A 14,576-nucleotide genomic window follows, 5' to 3' on the forward strand; every position below is an offset into this window, starting at 1 on the left:
CTGTGCTGCCTTCGTGGTCCAACGCTTCCTGTACTTTGGTACCACATATACTGTATATCAGAGGGAACGAAAATGGCGATATAACACTTTGATCAGGGGTGGGGGAGGCGCCGAATGATGGGATTCAACTTCGAGGGACCTCCAGGGGGCGACGGCGACATATCGGCCGAATGCCAGCGCCAGTTGCTGCCTCTCGTCCGTGAAACCGTCCAGGCGGCGGTCGCGTCCGGCTGGAACCAGGACGATGTTCTCCTGGCTTTTGTGGAACTCACCTGGGATCTGTACGAAAAACGTCGCGGCGATTTGTAACCGCACGTCCCGCCCCGCGTCATTGCTGTCGCCGACCTCGGTGGCAAACCAGGCTGTCGGCCTGCGAAGGCCGCACCAAGCCCCTATGGTGGTGTACTAGAAACAGTGGAGAACGTGGAGCCGGTCATGCCAGGAATCGACGAAAACTCTCGCATGGCGAGACTGGCGGTGGGCTGAAACAGAATGCTCACTGACTTCCTCGATAGGTCATTTTTTCTGTCTTTTCCCGAATAAAGATTTTTCTTTGCGCGGGGGAGTTCTTCCCTAGCCGAGTTGTGTGCGTTACCCTCTCTTAGGGGTCGGGCAAAGGGGGATTCGAGCGGCAGCAAGACGGCCGAGGCGATGCAATGAAAAATGCGGACGAGGCTCGGGAGAGCGGCGTTTCCCGAGGCGTCGATCGGACAGCCCGATATGTACTGGACATCATTCCAGAAAGTGCAGGTCCCAGACGCGCCACGGCGCGCGGCAGCATCATCCATTCCATCCGCAGTCCCGGGTCGCAGAAATTCCTGGCCAAGGAACATTCGGCGGGAATTGTGCTGAGACCGGGACGCAAATTCAGGGCCTCGCTCGGCAGCGACAGGATCACCGAATACGATGCGCCGGTCGGATGCCTCATCATCAATCCCGCAGGCGTCGACAGCACCTTCGCCTGGTCCGAGACGAGGGAAAACGCCGTCGTCTCCATATCGCCGGAAGCGCTATCGGAACTGGCGGCTCATGAGTCCGATATCGTCAACACAGAGTTCGAGCCGCCTGCGTTCGGCACGGTCGACCTGAGGGCCCTCAACATAGCCCAGATGATCACCGCCGAGCTGACCGGGACGCTGCCTCCAAACGAGCTTTATCTGGATTCGCTGCTGACGGTGTTCGGCGTGCATCTGCTGCGCACCTACACGAGCCGCAGCAGGCAGGCCGTGTTGCCCAAAGGCGGGCTCTCCGCCGTTGGCGCTCGGCGCGTGCGCGAATATCTCGACGAGAACTTCGTGCGAAAAGTCATGGTCGCTGAACTGGCTTCCGTCGCGGGGGTTTCCCCCAATCATTTCATCGCAAGGTTCGCCAGGACGTTCGGGATGCCGCCGCATCGCTATCTGATCAATCTGCGCCTTGACTTGGCGGAAAAGCTGCTCGTCGACGGCGAACTCGCAATTGCCGAAGTCGCCTACCTCGCCGGGTTTTCGGATCAGAGCCATCTGGCCGCGACCATAAAGAAGTACAGAGGACGGACGCCGACCTTCTATGCTCCAGTCAAGACCTGAAAGTGCTGATATGGCAAAGTGGCCACACTCGTCGACCGGATATCAAAAGACCGGAATTTCCTACAAAGGTTCCGGAGTTTTGCAAAATACGTCGCTTGCGGCTGTGCCCATCTTCGGCGTGAGTCATCATCAGGTGCGCTTTGGTGCTTCAGCATTTGAAAGCGGGGATCGTCCACGGACATGCAGTGCGCGGAAATCAATAGCTTTGCTTCAAGGGCCGAAGCGGCGATGCGACAACCGACGCTGAACGTGAAAGGCGGGCTTTCCGCCCGCAGCGCCCACAAAGTGCAGGACTTCCTCGAAGAGAACTTCACGCGCAAGCTGGCGCTTGCCGAGATGGCTGCGGTTTGCGCGCTTTCGCCCTATCACTTCGTGCGGGCCTTCTCCCGGACGTTCGGGGTGCCGCCGCATCAATATGTCCTCGATCTGCGGCTGGACTTCGCCGAGAGACTGCTTGCTGAAAGCCGCATGACGATCGCGGATATCGCCAATCTGGCCGGGTTTTCAAGCCAGAGCCATTTTACCACTGTTATGAAGAAATACCGGCAGGTGACGCCTTTACAGGCGCGGGTGGGCAAGCTTAACTTGAAGATTAGATGAAGCGGCGCTTGCCGCATTGTTTGATTACTTGGTCTTAAAGCGACGGCTAAGGTAACGAGCCGTTAACCTCCGTCGAGTTGCTCCGTTCTTTTCTCGCGACACAGCAATTTCCTGAAATACTGCAGGCAAGAATCGTGTCTTCCTGCTGTGGATCGGAATTGTCAGACATTTCGTGCCGGCCAGCGGAGAGGGAACCATGACCGACAATCGCAATTCGAGTGGCTCGTTTGTTCGGCGTCGCGCGGCGCATTTCGCCGGGCAGTGGATCGCGGGGGCCGATCATGGCTCTCGCTCGATGCGCCGTCGCCTGATGGCGATCCTGCGCATGGCGCATCGGGTGCTCGGCATGCGCCGCAAGGGATCTGGGCTCGGCATGCTCGGCATCGGCAGGGTTCTGGCAGCGGCGCTTGGTACGATCGCACTCGGAGGCATCGCCACGCCGGCGCTGGCGCAGTATGCGGCCGGTGGCGGAACGGCAAACACCGCCGGTTCGGTGGCGGTCGGTCCGTCCGCTACTACGAATGGACTGCGGGGTGTCGCGATTGGCTCTGGAGCAACTCAGGCCGGAATCGATTCGATTGCCCAAGGCACCAATGCCAGCGCCGGTAGCCAGAATGCAGTCGCGATCGGGTTTGGAACGATCGCCTCCGCGTTAAACTCCATCTATCTTGGCTCGCGCACTGTCGCCGGGACCGGTGCCACTGCCGCGAGCGCCATCGGCATCGGTACGGATGTCACGGCATCCCAGGTCGACGCCATCGCGGTAGGACGTTCATCCGTTGCGTCGGCACAATACTCGGTGGCTCTCGGCCTGAACGCGAAAGCCACGGGCGCAGGCGGCGCGATGGCGCTGGGCCAAGGCACCGTCTCAAGCAGCACCAATTCGGTCGCGCTCGGCGTTCAGGCGCAAGCCACCAGTGGCGGCGCCAACGCCTTGGGCACCTTCTCTGTTGCTTCGGGAGGGAACTCCACCGCGCTCGGCACCAGCTCCACGGCTAGCGCCGCCCTTGCGACAGCCGCAGGCTGGGGATCTGTCGCCAGTGGCGTTAATTCGTTCGCCGGCGGACAGCAGGCGGCTGCGTCAGGACAAAGCGCGACGGCGCTTGGAAGTACCTCCAACGCATCAGGCAACTTCGCTCTGGCTTTGGGTAATGGAGCCGTGTCGAGTGGGGTGGGTTCGGTCGCGGCGGGCTCGGGAGCACAGGCCACGGATGTATCGGCCACGGCGGTCGGCAATAACGCCACGGCGACCGCCGCGAACGCAAGCGCGCTGGGACTGGGCGCCACGGCGAGTGCCATAAACAGCACAGCCGTTGGCAGGCAGACCAAGGCCAGTGGAACAGGCAGTACCGCACTCGGTATCGGTTCCAACGCCAGTGCTGCCAACGCCGTGGCGATCGGCAATACGGCAGTCGCGGATTCCACCGACGCCGTCGCCATGGGCACCAATGCTGTGGCGACCGGCGGCAAGGCCGTCTCGATCGGCTCCGGCAACACCGCTTTTGGCGACGGCGCGGTCTCGATCGGCGATCCCAGCTATGCCAGCGGCACCGGCGCCTTCACCGGCGGCGCCAACAACATCGCCAACAGCGACGGCACGGCGACCGCTACGGCTGCCAACATGGCCAACGGCGCCGTCGCCATCGGCAACAACAACAAGGCGATCGGGCAAGGCTCCGTGGCGCTGGGCAACGGCTCTACCGCGGGTGCCGCCGGTCTTGCCGGCAACGTCGCGCTGGGCAATGGCGCGACGGCGGCGGCGAGTTCCGGCGACGTGGCGCTCGGCTCGGGCTCGGTGACTACTGCAGCGGTCGGCACGGCCAGCGCTGTGGTCAACGGCACGACCTATGCTTTCCAGGGCACCAATCCGACCTCGACGGTCAGCATCGGCGCGCCCGGCGCGGAACGCACGCTTACCAATCTGGCGGCAGGGCGGATCAGCTCGACGTCGACCGATGCAATCAACGGCTCGCAGCTCGCCGCCACCAACCAGGCGGTCGACGCCATAGGCACGACGCTCAACACCATCAACACCGGCGGCGGCATCAAGTATTTCCACGCCAACTCGACGCTGGCGGATTCGTCGGCGACGGGTACGGACTCGGTCGCCATCGGACCTGTCGCCACCGCAACCGGGACGAACGCCATCGCGGCCGGTACCAATTCGAGTGCCTCAGGCATCAGCGCCTCGGCCATCGGCAATGGCGCCATTGCATCGAACCTCAACGCAACGGCGTTGGGCTACATATCCAAGGCCTCAGGTCAATACAGCACCGCAATCGGCGCCAACGCCAACGCAACAGCCACGTCCAGCACGGCGATCGGCCAGAACGCGTCTGCAGCCGGTGTTCAAGCGACCGCTCTCGGCGTGGGAGCGAATGCCGGCGCCCAGAATGCGATCGCGCTGGGTGCCCTTTCCACCGCCGGCAACGCAGGCGATGTGGCGCTGGGCTCGGGCTCGGTGACCGCCGTCGCGGTCGGCACGCCCAATGCGGTGATCAACGGCACGACCTACGCCTTCCAGGGCACCAATCCGACCTCGACAGTCAGCATCGGCGCGGTCGGCGCCGAGCGTACGCTCACGAACCTAGCCGCGGGGCGGATCAGCGGCTCCTCGACAGATGCGATCAACGGCTCGCAGCTCTTCGCCACCAACCAGGCGGTCGATGCCATTGGTGCCACGCTCAACAACATCAATGTCGGCGGCGGCATAAAATATTTCCACGCCAACTCGACGGCTGCGGATTCGTCGGCGACGGGTACGGACTCCGTCGCCATCGGACCCGTCGCGACCGCAACCGGGACGAACGCCATCGCGGCCGGCACCAATTCGAGCGCCTCCGGCGTCAGCGCCTCGGCCATCGGCAACGGCGCCGTCGCATCGAGCCTCAACGCAACGGCATTTGGATACATAGCCAAGGCCTCAGGCCAATTCAGCACCGCCGTCGGACCCAATGCCAATGCTTCAGCCACCTCCAGCACGGCGATTGGCCAGAACGCGTCTGCAGCCGGTGTTCAAGCGACCGCTCTCGGTGTAGGAGCGAATGCCGGCGCCCAGAATGCGCTCGCTCTGGGCGCCCTCGCCAACGCCGGCAACGCCGGCGACGTGGCGCTGGGCTCGGGCTCGGTGACCGCCGTTGCGGTCGGCACGCCCAATGCGGTGATCAACGGCACGACCTATGCCTTCCAGGGCACCGCCCCGGCCTCGACGGTGAGCGTCGGCGCGGTCGGCGCGGAACGCACCATCACCAACGTCGCCGCGGGGCGGATCAGCGGCTCCTCGACGGACGCGATCAACGGCTCGCAGCTCTTCGCCACCAACCAGGCGGTCGACGCCATCGGCACCACGCTCAACACCATCGGCAGTTCCGTCACCAATCTCGGCAACACGATCAGCAACATCGCCGGCGATACCTCGACCGCCTATACCGACGCCAATGGCGTGGGCATCCGCTACGCCCGCACCAACGAGACCGGACTGGCGCAGACCGATTCCTTCGCGCAAGGGGTCGGCTCCAGCGCCGTCGGCTACCAGGCGACCGCGACCGGCGTCAGCGGGCTGGCGCTCGGCCGCGACAGTGCGGCCAGCATCGATGGCAGTGTGGCGCTCGGTTCGGATTCGGTGTCCGATCGCGCCCTGGCGCCAGCTACCGGCCAGATCGCGGCCGGTCCCTCGAACTTCATCCAGTATAACACCACCGACAAGACGCTGCTCGGCGCGGTTTCGGTCGGCACCGCCACATCCTACCGCCAGATCACCAATGTCGCCGACGGCACGCAGGCGCAGGACGCGGTGACGGTCCGCCAGCTGCAGGGAGCGATCGCCTCGGTCTCGGTGACGTCGACCAAGTATTTCCATGCCAATTCGGCGGCCGGCGACTCGCTCGCGGTCGGTGCGGAATCGGTCGCGGTCGGTCCGACGACGGTCGTCAACGGCGACAATGGCGTCGGCATCGGCAATGGCGCCATTGTCGACCAGACTGCGCCCGGCGGCACGGCCATTGGCCAGAACGCGCATGTCATGCTGGCCGACGGCCTGGCGCTCGGCACCAATTCGCTGGCGTCCGGCATCCAGTCGGTGGCGCTCGGCGCCGGCGCTCAAAGCACCTTTATCAACAGCGTCGCGCTGGGCGCTCAGTCCATCACCTCGGTCGGCGCTCAGACCGGCTATACGGCTTTTGGCCTCACTGCTCCGCAGACCTCGGTCGGCGAGGTGTCGATCGGCGCAGCCGGGGCCGAACGCAAGCTCACCAACGTCGCGGCGGGTTCGGCCGAAACCGATGCCGTCAACGTCTCGCAGTTGCGCGGCGTGTCGCAAAACGTCGCCAATCTGTTCGGCGGCAACACCACGGTCAATCCGGACGGCTCGATCACCGGACCGACCTACACCGTCCAGGGCAACACCTACACGACTGTCTATGACGGGCTGACCGCGGTCGACAATGCGCTCACCAACATCAGCAATGGCGGCGGCATCAAGTATTTCCATGCCAATTCGACGCTGGCCGACTCCACCGCGAGCGGCACCGACAGCGTGGCGATCGGGCCGGCCAGCGTGGCGAGCGGCACCAACAGCCTCGCCGCCGGCAATGGCTCGACTGCCACGGGCCAAGGCGCGGTGGCGCTCGGCCAGGGCGCCAAGGCCAACAACGCTAACGATGTGGCGCTGGGTTCGGGCTCGGTGACGCAGACCGCGGTCGGCACGTCCAGCACCGTCATCAACGGCAAGACCTACACCTTTGCCGGGACCACTCCGATCGGAACCGTCAGCGTGGGTGCTGCCGGCGCCGAGCGGACGATCACCAATGTCGCCGCCGGACAGGTCAACGCCAACAGCACCGATGCGATAAACGGCTCGCAGCTCTACGCCACCAACACGGCGGTCGAGGATTTGAAATCGGGCCTCGGATCGCTCACCCAGAACGCGGTGACGTATGACACCAATCCGGACGGCAGCAAGAAGAACAGCATCACGCTGCAGGGCGGCGACGTCAACGCGCCGGTCGTCATCTCCAATGTCGGTCCCGGCGTTGCCGGCACCGATGCGGTCAACGTCAACCAGCTGAACCAGGGGCTGGCCACGAGCATCAACACGTCCAACACCTATACCGACAAGGTGGCGGCCACGACCTTGCAACAGGCCAATAACTATACCGACCAGAAGCTCAGCCAGCTCAATACGGACCTGGGCGGCATACGCGACGAAGCACGGCAAGCGGCAGCGATTGGGCTCGCCGCCGCCTCGCTGCGCTACGATGACCGTCCCGGCAAGCTGAGCGTTGCGGCGGGTGGCGGCTTCTGGCGGGATTCCAGCGCCTTGGCCTTCGGCGCCGGCTACACCAGCGAGGACGGCCGCATCCGCGGCAATGTGTCGGGCACGGCGGCGGGTGGGCATGTCGGCGTCGGTGCCGGCATCAGCTTCACCTTGAACTGAGGCAGGAATGAAAGGACTTGTTGCCCTGACTTGCCTGGCGCTCTGCGGCGGCCTCGCGCCGGCTGCCGGGCAGGTCGCCTCGCCTTACAGGATCAAGCCTTCGGATGTGGTGCTGCCGCCCGATGTGAAGCTCGGTGACTATCAGCGCACCATCCGCCCATTCGAGAACTGGACGCTGATCTGCGACGAGAACCTCAAGGCCCGCAAGAAGGTTTGCAATGTCTCGCAGGTGATCGAGGACGCGTCCGGCAAGATGGCCTTCAGCTGGTCGCTTGCCGCCACGCAGGATGGCAAGCCCTACATGATCCTGCGCACGGCGCCGAATGCCAGGAGCGACGGTCTGGTGTCGCTGAAGTTCGGCGGACAGGCGCAGCCGATCGACGTGCACCTGAACGGCTGCAATGAAATGGTCTGTGTCGGCATGTTGCCGGTCGGGCCGGTCATGCGCCAGCAGATCTCGCTGAACGCGACGCCGGCGATCTCCTATCCGACCGTCGACGGCAAGACGATCACCGTGACCGCAGCAACACTCAAGGGGCTGACAGAGGCCCTTTCGCCAGTCAAATAACCGGGGCAGCACCATGAGCCAGCAGGACCAGTTCATATCCGCAAAACGCAGCAGTCCGACAGTCGATGCGGATCGGCAGAGGCTGGTCGAACCCAAGCGGCGGCGCTGGCCGCGCGTCGTCGGATTTTCACTGTTGGGGCTTGTCGTGGCGGGCCTTGGCTTTGCCGCCGGAAACTATGCCGCGATCGCCAATTTGGTCGGCAGCGCGACGGCCGCACAGCCTGAGGCAGCCAACCCGGCGCTTCCGGACACGCCTTTCCTCGAGCATGTCAAGCAGGCCGGGGTGCAGGCCTGTTCGACCATCTATCCGGTGCTCGGACAGATTTTGACGACCGGCACGAAATACAGCGTCAAATCGCTGTGGAACGACCAGGCCGCCGACAAACACGCCGTCCAGGCCTTTGTCGGTATGGACTATCGGACGGAAGGCTATAGCGGACCGGCTGCCGGCGTCGTTTTCGCGTCGCCCACCGCCTCGGGCTGCGAGGGGGCGATGGTGCGGGTGGCACCATTCGCTAGCCCATGCGCGGACATTCCGTCCATTCTGCCGCAAGGCAGCAAGATCACCGACCATCTTGGGCAGGTCGAGGTCTACGAGCTCGGCGGCAATGCCGGTGAAGCTCTTCTGCTGCCGACGGGCAAAAGCTGCGTCGTGATCTCCGTCGCTTCGGCGGCGAAGTAAGGCAAGCGACCGGGATCAAGGAAAGGGGTGCCGACCATGAGATTGCAGGCTTGGGCAGTTTTGGGCTTGGCCTTGTTGTGGAGCGGACAAGTCGTCTCGGCCGATCTGGTGGCGCCGCCGGAGCCGCAGAAGGAAGAAAAAGGCATCTGGGCGGCGATCGCCTATTCGCAGACCGACAGCAAATACGGCTTCTTCTGGGGCGCCGACAAGCGGCAGGAGGCAAACGACATCGCGCAGAAATATTGCGAGAACGCAGGCGGAAAGGCCTGCAACGTCGTCGCCGTCTTCCGCAACCATCGCCATTGGAATGACGACGACGAGACCGGCTTTCCCTACAAGCACTGCGGTGCGCTCGCCGTGGCCGACAAAGTCGATAGCCGTTTCACGCCCTGGGGGGTGAACTCGGCCGAGACCCGTCGGGAAGCGGAAGACCTCGCCTTGCGCGCCTGCGAGGCAGGGGGAGCCCAATGCAAGATCCGCGAGTGGGTCTGTACCTGACAGCAGCCACAAGGCGTCCTGAAGCTGATCTGGGCATTCCCCCGCACCGAGAAGGCCTCCTTTATTGGTTCATAGAGATTTTTCCCTGAAGGCCGTCGCCGTCTACGCAGTTGCCTTCGCTGCCTCGGTGCCGGCTGCTTCCGCGCAAGAGCAACAGGCCGCCTCGCTTCCGAACGGCGCATCGTCACTCCAGGAAACCTATCAGGACTGGCAGCTGGCCTGCAGAATGCAGGACAACGCCCGGGTCTGCACGGTCACACAGGACCAGACGCAGAAAAACGGCCAGAGACTTCTGGCCGTGGAATTGCGCGTGGGGCAAAAGGGCGGAGTGGCCGGAACCTTGTTGCTTCCCTTCGGCATATTGTTCGACCCGGGCGTGACACTCCAGATCGACGATCAGCCGCCGCTATTGCAGCAACGATTGCGGACCTGCCTGCCAGCGGGCTGCCTCGCGGTGTTTTCCATTGACCGGTCGGTGCTTGGAAAGCTGAGGGGAGGCGAGGTGCTGAAGCTCAATGTCACGACAGACGCCGAGACGCCGCTAACATTCCCGGTGTCGCTACACGGCCTGACCGCGGCGCTCGACCGCATGGTTGCGCTGAGCGCGCGGTGAGGACAGCTCAGGTTGAGCGGCCTTCGCTGACGGCGTTCATTGCAGGGTCGGCATGCGCACTATGCCTGCGAAAAACACAATGCTAGCGTCGCGCGATGACCGCAGCCTCGCCCCTTCAGGAACGCATCCGCAATCAGCTTCGCAAGATCAAAGCCGCTGCCGAAACCATCCGTCCGCGCAAGGGCTTCATGACGAAAGAGGAACTGCCCACGCTCAAGATCGGCGAGGCGCTGGTCTCGGTCATCGGCGATGACAATGTGCCGACAGAGGTCGAAAAAGTGTTGGTGATCATGCCGACCGCGCAGGTCGGATCGATTTCGATTGAAGAGCGCCAGCTCGTGCTCGAGTCGACGCCCTTGCGGAAGAAATACCACGCCGGCATGGCGGAGCACATCGCCGGCCGGGCGTTCAACCGCCGCATGATGGAGGCGAGGGGGATAGACCCTGGACTGGAAGGCGAGGCGATCGTGCCCGAGCCGAACCTCTACCTGAAGCACGTCCCGACGATCGACATCAGCCGGGAGCCCGCCCCGGGCGCGGCGCGCCGGCTGGCGGGGATCGCAGCTTGAGGAGCGGTGGCAGCAGCGGGGCTGAAGTTGGCTGGGGTGATCTGAGCGTTGTTTTCAGGGATTCTGGGGCTTGGGGTCGGACGAGAATTGCACTGCGCCGCCGCCGGCATTTCCGATTTGAACCAGGTCTTCAGTTCTTCGCGTCGCCATGCCTCTAAGCAGAACGCGCGCTCCGCCCTGCCTCGCGGCGGATGCAATCTGTATCAGGTCGGAGGTCGTACGTGTTGCTGCGTCCAAGACGAAGCCTCCTCCCGCCGCTGCGATTTGCATCAGGTCACCGGTCGTTCGCGTCTCAAAAGACATTTCATTCTCTTTCTTTGCGGATAACGATTGTCTCGATCTCAACAGCGATCCTTTGTTCGTCTCGCCTGGCATCGAACAAAAGGCCTTGTCCCGTCGATTTAACAGGGGCGAGGTCTGTAAGCTTGTTCGATGCGCGCAGGAAAAACAGAAAGTAGGGGTCCGTGATAGTTAGTGCATCGCCATCCCAAGATATCGGACTGCTGCCGGGTTCGCCAGCGGCTGCAATCGCCTGCATCTGTTCGAGCGCCGACGTGATGCTCGAACCTACCGGCGGCTCGGTCAGGCAAACTTCACGTACCCTGGTGAGAATCTTGTCGTAGGGGAGGGCAAGTTCGGCTGGGTCCTTTGCGATTGCCAACAAAATCGCCCGGTAGACGTCCCCCTTTGAGCCGTCGTTAAAGTCGTGCTCTTTTCGCTCGGTGCCCCTGGTTCTCGGTCCGGTATGCAGCGCGGTGAGCATGGTTGAAAAGTCGGTCAGAGACGAGGTGCGTAGCATTGTCTCTTCGAGGAGTGTCTCCCCGACCTCTACCCGTTCTAGTTCCGCCATGGCCTCCCTCACGTCGATCTCAAAGCCAAGGTTGAGGCAGATCGCTTGCATCAGTTGCGGTGAGCCGAACGCCTCGGCTGCTAGCTGGCGTTCCACTCTTGGCGCCAACTCGACGTTGAGTGCTGCGAACCCCTTTCGAGCAATCTGCTGCAATTCGCTCGGCGTCCAATAGGCCAGATCGACCGCCGCGACGCGCCCGCGAAGCTCCGGGTTGCTGCGAACAACATCGTCCGCGCGGTGCGGCACTGAAGCGGTTACAATCCGGACCCCGTTTTCAGCTGCGGCCTTAATCTGCCGCCCTATTTCGTCCCTGTAGGCTTGGTCGATGTAATGAAAATCGTCGATAAAGACTGCGAAGCTGCTGCCGGCTATTTCTTTGATCACCTGCTGCAGACCGTTTCGAGAGTAGGATTTCGAAGTCTCCCCACCCCAGCCGCGCGACCCTGCAAACTCGGCCTGGGCACCACCCTCGGCCACGAATGGTACCTTAAGTTTTCCCCCAGCGTTTACCGATCCTGAAATCTCGTTGGACGTGCTATCAGACACGGTGGTTTCTGAGGGCGAGCCCATCCAACCTAAAACCTTTTCCCAAAGATCGTCGGGCGACGTGATGGTGGCGCCATTGACGGAGATCAGCTCATGTTCTGGAATGACCTTCTTCACCAAGACCGTTTTGCCGGATTTGGACGGTCCTGACACAGAAATGACCATGTTCGGAGTGGCAAAATAGTCGCGGAGTTTCTGCTCCAACTTGTGGTCGGCGCGATCAACATAAGTGATCGTTGGAATGTCGTTTGGCGTGAAGACCTGCTGAATTTTCATTGTTCGCCCCGGCAACAAATAATAGACGCTCAATACACAAGTCGGGAAGGGCGTTTCAACATATTTCGTTTACCAAGCGGGGACACCGTGACGGTTCAAATTTTCAGCAATCGCCTTCGCCGCGTAGTCCCGGCGTCGGCGGAACGTCGAATAGGCCCAGCCGGCGGCGCTCTCGCTCGCGACATCGGCGTTAGGTTTACCGCAACCGATCTCGTTGACCTTTGCTGGCTGTTACCAACACTGTCCTCGAAACTAATTCTACGATCCTAGATGGTGGTTTGAGCCGTGGGAGGATGGTTCGCGGGAGGCTTATCCCATCCGAAGATCTCAATCGATGTTTTCGTCAGCCTTAGTCCTAGCCCAACTCCGATAGCCACAACACCAACCGCATTGAAGTAGCTAAGATCATCTGGCATCCCCGAAATGGCGAGTCTGAGAACTCCCAACGCGGATACGGTTAGATAGATGTAGTCAATGCACTTTACCCACGCCTTTGCGAACCACTCCCCGAAAATTCCTGCGCTGAGATGCGGGCCGGCAAATCGCGCCGCATTGTGAAAGATAGTTGTCCAAGCAATTATCGTATAAACCGCCATAAACATCGACCACTTCAGCTCTCGTTGCGGATCAGAAAAATAACTGACCGATATTATTGTAATAAAGACCGGAAATACAATCTGAAAACTCGACGCCGTCCACGCAGATAACGTCTGGCGGGAATGCAGAGAGTCAGTAACTCTTTGAAACCATAGCGAACAAGTCACGATTAGCAGCGAGACAACGGTGACGATGAGCAAGGCGCGGGGTGAAAGTGTCGAATGACGGTAGAGCGTGCCCGAAAGTAAGAGCCCCGCGGCGAACATACCCATAAGGAGCTCAAACGCCGTTACGACAAGGTGACCCACCACCCGTAGAAGATTGCCATTTTGCATGCGCGTTCCCTTCTGCCGAGTTGTGTTTTCCAGCGGAAGAAACGAAAGTGTCAAGTAGGCCGTTTTCGCACCGTTCGCGAAGGCCCCAGCGCGTTTGAGGTCATTGCCGAGGCTATGGATCACCGTGACGACAATCTTGGCGACTGAAGGTATCTATTGCCGTAGGCGCGGTGCTCGAAGCAAAACCAGTGCGAGTCCGTTCGGGGCCGTAGGATCTCAGGAACGCTGAGCGGGCCAAGATCGGGGATCCGATGGGAAACCGGGCAATCTGGAAATACAAGTGAGAGCAGCTATCCAGTTCAAGTCAACTACCACAGCCATTTTATAGCTGTAGTCATTGCCAGGAAGCACATGATCCACAGGATAACGGGTCCTGCGGCACCTTTGAACTTAAATCCAAACCCTTCAAATTCGATTGGCCCGGCTGCTTGGCGCAGCACGGCAATGATGGCAAACGAAGCAATGGCAGCAGCAGGCAGGCCAATGATCACATCAAATTTTGTTTCGATGAGGCGAGAAAGCTGAGGCGCGGACCCCACCGCAAAATCCGTCAAGTCTTTTCCGAACAAAGAGAGGACTACGAAAGCCGGAACGACAACCAAAACAACCGGTAAAGCTAACCACCACTTAGATGACTGCCCCTCAGTCGGATTTGGGTCGTCGATGCCATCCTGCATAGTTTTCCCCCTCCCCACAGTGAAGTATCAATAGAGCATTAATGCTCTGTTCGCCATTCCCACGGCCTGTCGAACGACCCGGCCCATAGGCCGCGCTTGGCGTCGACAATCCGATTCTCGTAAATATGAATGTAAGCACGCCAACGCTGATCGGATGGCTTAATATAATCCACATTTTGGCAATCACTGCTGTGTCTTGGATTCCCGCCGCTTGTATTTGCAAAGAAGGATAAAATTGTCCTGCCCCAGCTTTGGACCGACAATTGTCACTATCTGGAAGCTAAAATCGCAGTTGCTCCCCATTACTTGGGACAGCTCGCCCTCTGTTTTGCCTGATACCCTGATCACGTCACCCGGCTCGCATTTGATAGTCCCATCGTAAGCGTCGACAACGGAGACATCGCACAACTGTTCGGCATGCGTCGGACCCCACATTGAGACCAGTATACCCCCAGCTATCAAGCTTCTTACAACCGCTACAACCATTCTCGCCCCTATCCATCGCACGCGCACCCCGGCGCCTTGTGACATCGCTTCTCTCGCGAGATACAGCTTATCTCCACATGCCTGGCCGGTCGAACAATGTTTGCAGCATCCCTCAACCGGGATTGTCGACCAAGGGATGGACGGATCCAGCCGCCTGACGATGGACGCAGAATCCACCGGCATGAAAATGCCGAAGATCGCCAACGCGGCGATGATCCGAAACATGATTGCTCCCCTCCCAAGGCAAGAGGATCAAAGCATTAGTTCTGATTCAGGT

At 61.3% G+C, this 14,576-nt stretch carries 13 protein-coding genes; 9 read left to right on the forward strand and 4 right to left on the reverse strand.

Features of this window, described 5'->3' with window-relative positions:
* Positions 1-114: 114 nt before the first annotated feature.
* From EB235_RS12010 to EB235_RS12050, 9 genes are all read left to right on the forward strand, one after another.
* Entirely contained in the window at positions 115-309 is a 195-nt protein-coding gene (locus EB235_RS12010; RefSeq protein ID WP_027030766.1) for a hypothetical protein, read from the forward strand.
* Positions 310-656: 347 nt separating this feature from the next.
* A complete protein-coding gene (locus EB235_RS12015; protein WP_027030765.1) occupies positions 657-1,568 on the forward strand; it encodes a helix-turn-helix transcriptional regulator in 912 nt (303 codons plus the stop codon).
* A 180-nt stretch (positions 1,569-1,748) separates the two neighbouring features.
* Positions 1,749-2,168 carry an AraC family transcriptional regulator gene (locus EB235_RS12020; RefSeq protein ID WP_027030764.1) on the forward strand — a complete coding sequence of 140 codons (420 nt, stop codon included), beginning with the start codon at positions 1,749-1,751 and terminating at the stop codon, positions 2,166-2,168.
* Between the two features lie 196 nt (positions 2,169-2,364).
* Complete coding sequence (locus EB235_RS12025) at positions 2,365-7,602, forward strand: beta strand repeat-containing protein (protein WP_027030763.1); 5,238 nt, start codon at positions 2,365-2,367, stop codon at positions 7,600-7,602.
* Between the two features lie 7 nt (positions 7,603-7,609).
* Entirely contained in the window at positions 7,610-8,170 is a 561-nt protein-coding gene (locus tag EB235_RS12030) for an invasion associated locus B family protein (protein WP_027030762.1), read from the forward strand.
* A gap of 13 nt (positions 8,171-8,183) precedes the next feature.
* Positions 8,184-8,852 (forward strand): hypothetical protein, encoded by a 669-nt coding sequence (locus EB235_RS12035; protein WP_027030761.1) that lies wholly within the window; start codon positions 8,184-8,186, stop codon positions 8,850-8,852.
* A 36-nt stretch (positions 8,853-8,888) separates the two neighbouring features.
* Positions 8,889-9,350, forward strand: a complete 462-nt coding sequence (locus EB235_RS12040; RefSeq protein ID WP_027030760.1) for a DUF4189 domain-containing protein — start codon at positions 8,889-8,891, stop codon at positions 9,348-9,350.
* Positions 9,351-9,414: 64 nt separating this feature from the next.
* Positions 9,415-9,963 carry an invasion associated locus B family protein gene (locus EB235_RS12045; protein ID WP_032925533.1) on the forward strand — a complete coding sequence of 183 codons (549 nt, stop codon included), beginning with the start codon at positions 9,415-9,417 and terminating at the stop codon, positions 9,961-9,963.
* A gap of 95 nt (positions 9,964-10,058) precedes the next feature.
* Positions 10,059-10,532: a helicase HerA-like domain-containing protein gene (locus EB235_RS12050; protein ID WP_027030758.1), complete on the forward strand. Its 474-nt coding sequence runs from the start codon at positions 10,059-10,061 to the stop codon at positions 10,530-10,532.
* Between the two features lie 304 nt (positions 10,533-10,836).
* Here the strand turns inward: EB235_RS12050 and EB235_RS12055 are convergent, their stop codons facing one another.
* From EB235_RS12055 to EB235_RS12070, 4 genes are all read right to left on the reverse strand, one after another.
* On the reverse strand, positions 10,837-12,204 hold the full coding sequence (locus tag EB235_RS12055; RefSeq protein WP_027030756.1) for a hypothetical protein: 1,368 nt from the start codon (positions 12,202-12,204) through the stop codon (positions 10,837-10,839).
* A 266-nt stretch (positions 12,205-12,470) separates the two neighbouring features.
* A complete protein-coding gene (locus EB235_RS12060) occupies positions 12,471-13,136 on the reverse strand; it encodes a hypothetical protein (RefSeq protein WP_155256408.1) in 666 nt (221 codons plus the stop codon).
* Between the two features lie 308 nt (positions 13,137-13,444).
* The gene (locus EB235_RS12065; protein WP_051429665.1) at positions 13,445-13,813 is read right to left on the reverse strand and encodes a hypothetical protein; all 369 of its coding nucleotides are present in this window, start codon (positions 13,811-13,813) and stop codon (positions 13,445-13,447) included.
* A 183-nt stretch (positions 13,814-13,996) separates the two neighbouring features.
* Positions 13,997-14,524: a hypothetical protein gene (locus EB235_RS12070; RefSeq protein WP_027030754.1), complete on the reverse strand. Its 528-nt coding sequence runs from the start codon at positions 14,522-14,524 to the stop codon at positions 13,997-13,999.
* Positions 14,525-14,576 lie beyond the last annotated feature (52 nt).

The sequence above is a fragment of the Mesorhizobium loti R88b genome (genome assembly GCF_013170845.1).
In the GTDB taxonomy this organism is placed as follows: Bacteria; Pseudomonadota; Alphaproteobacteria; order Rhizobiales; family Rhizobiaceae; genus Mesorhizobium; species Mesorhizobium loti_B.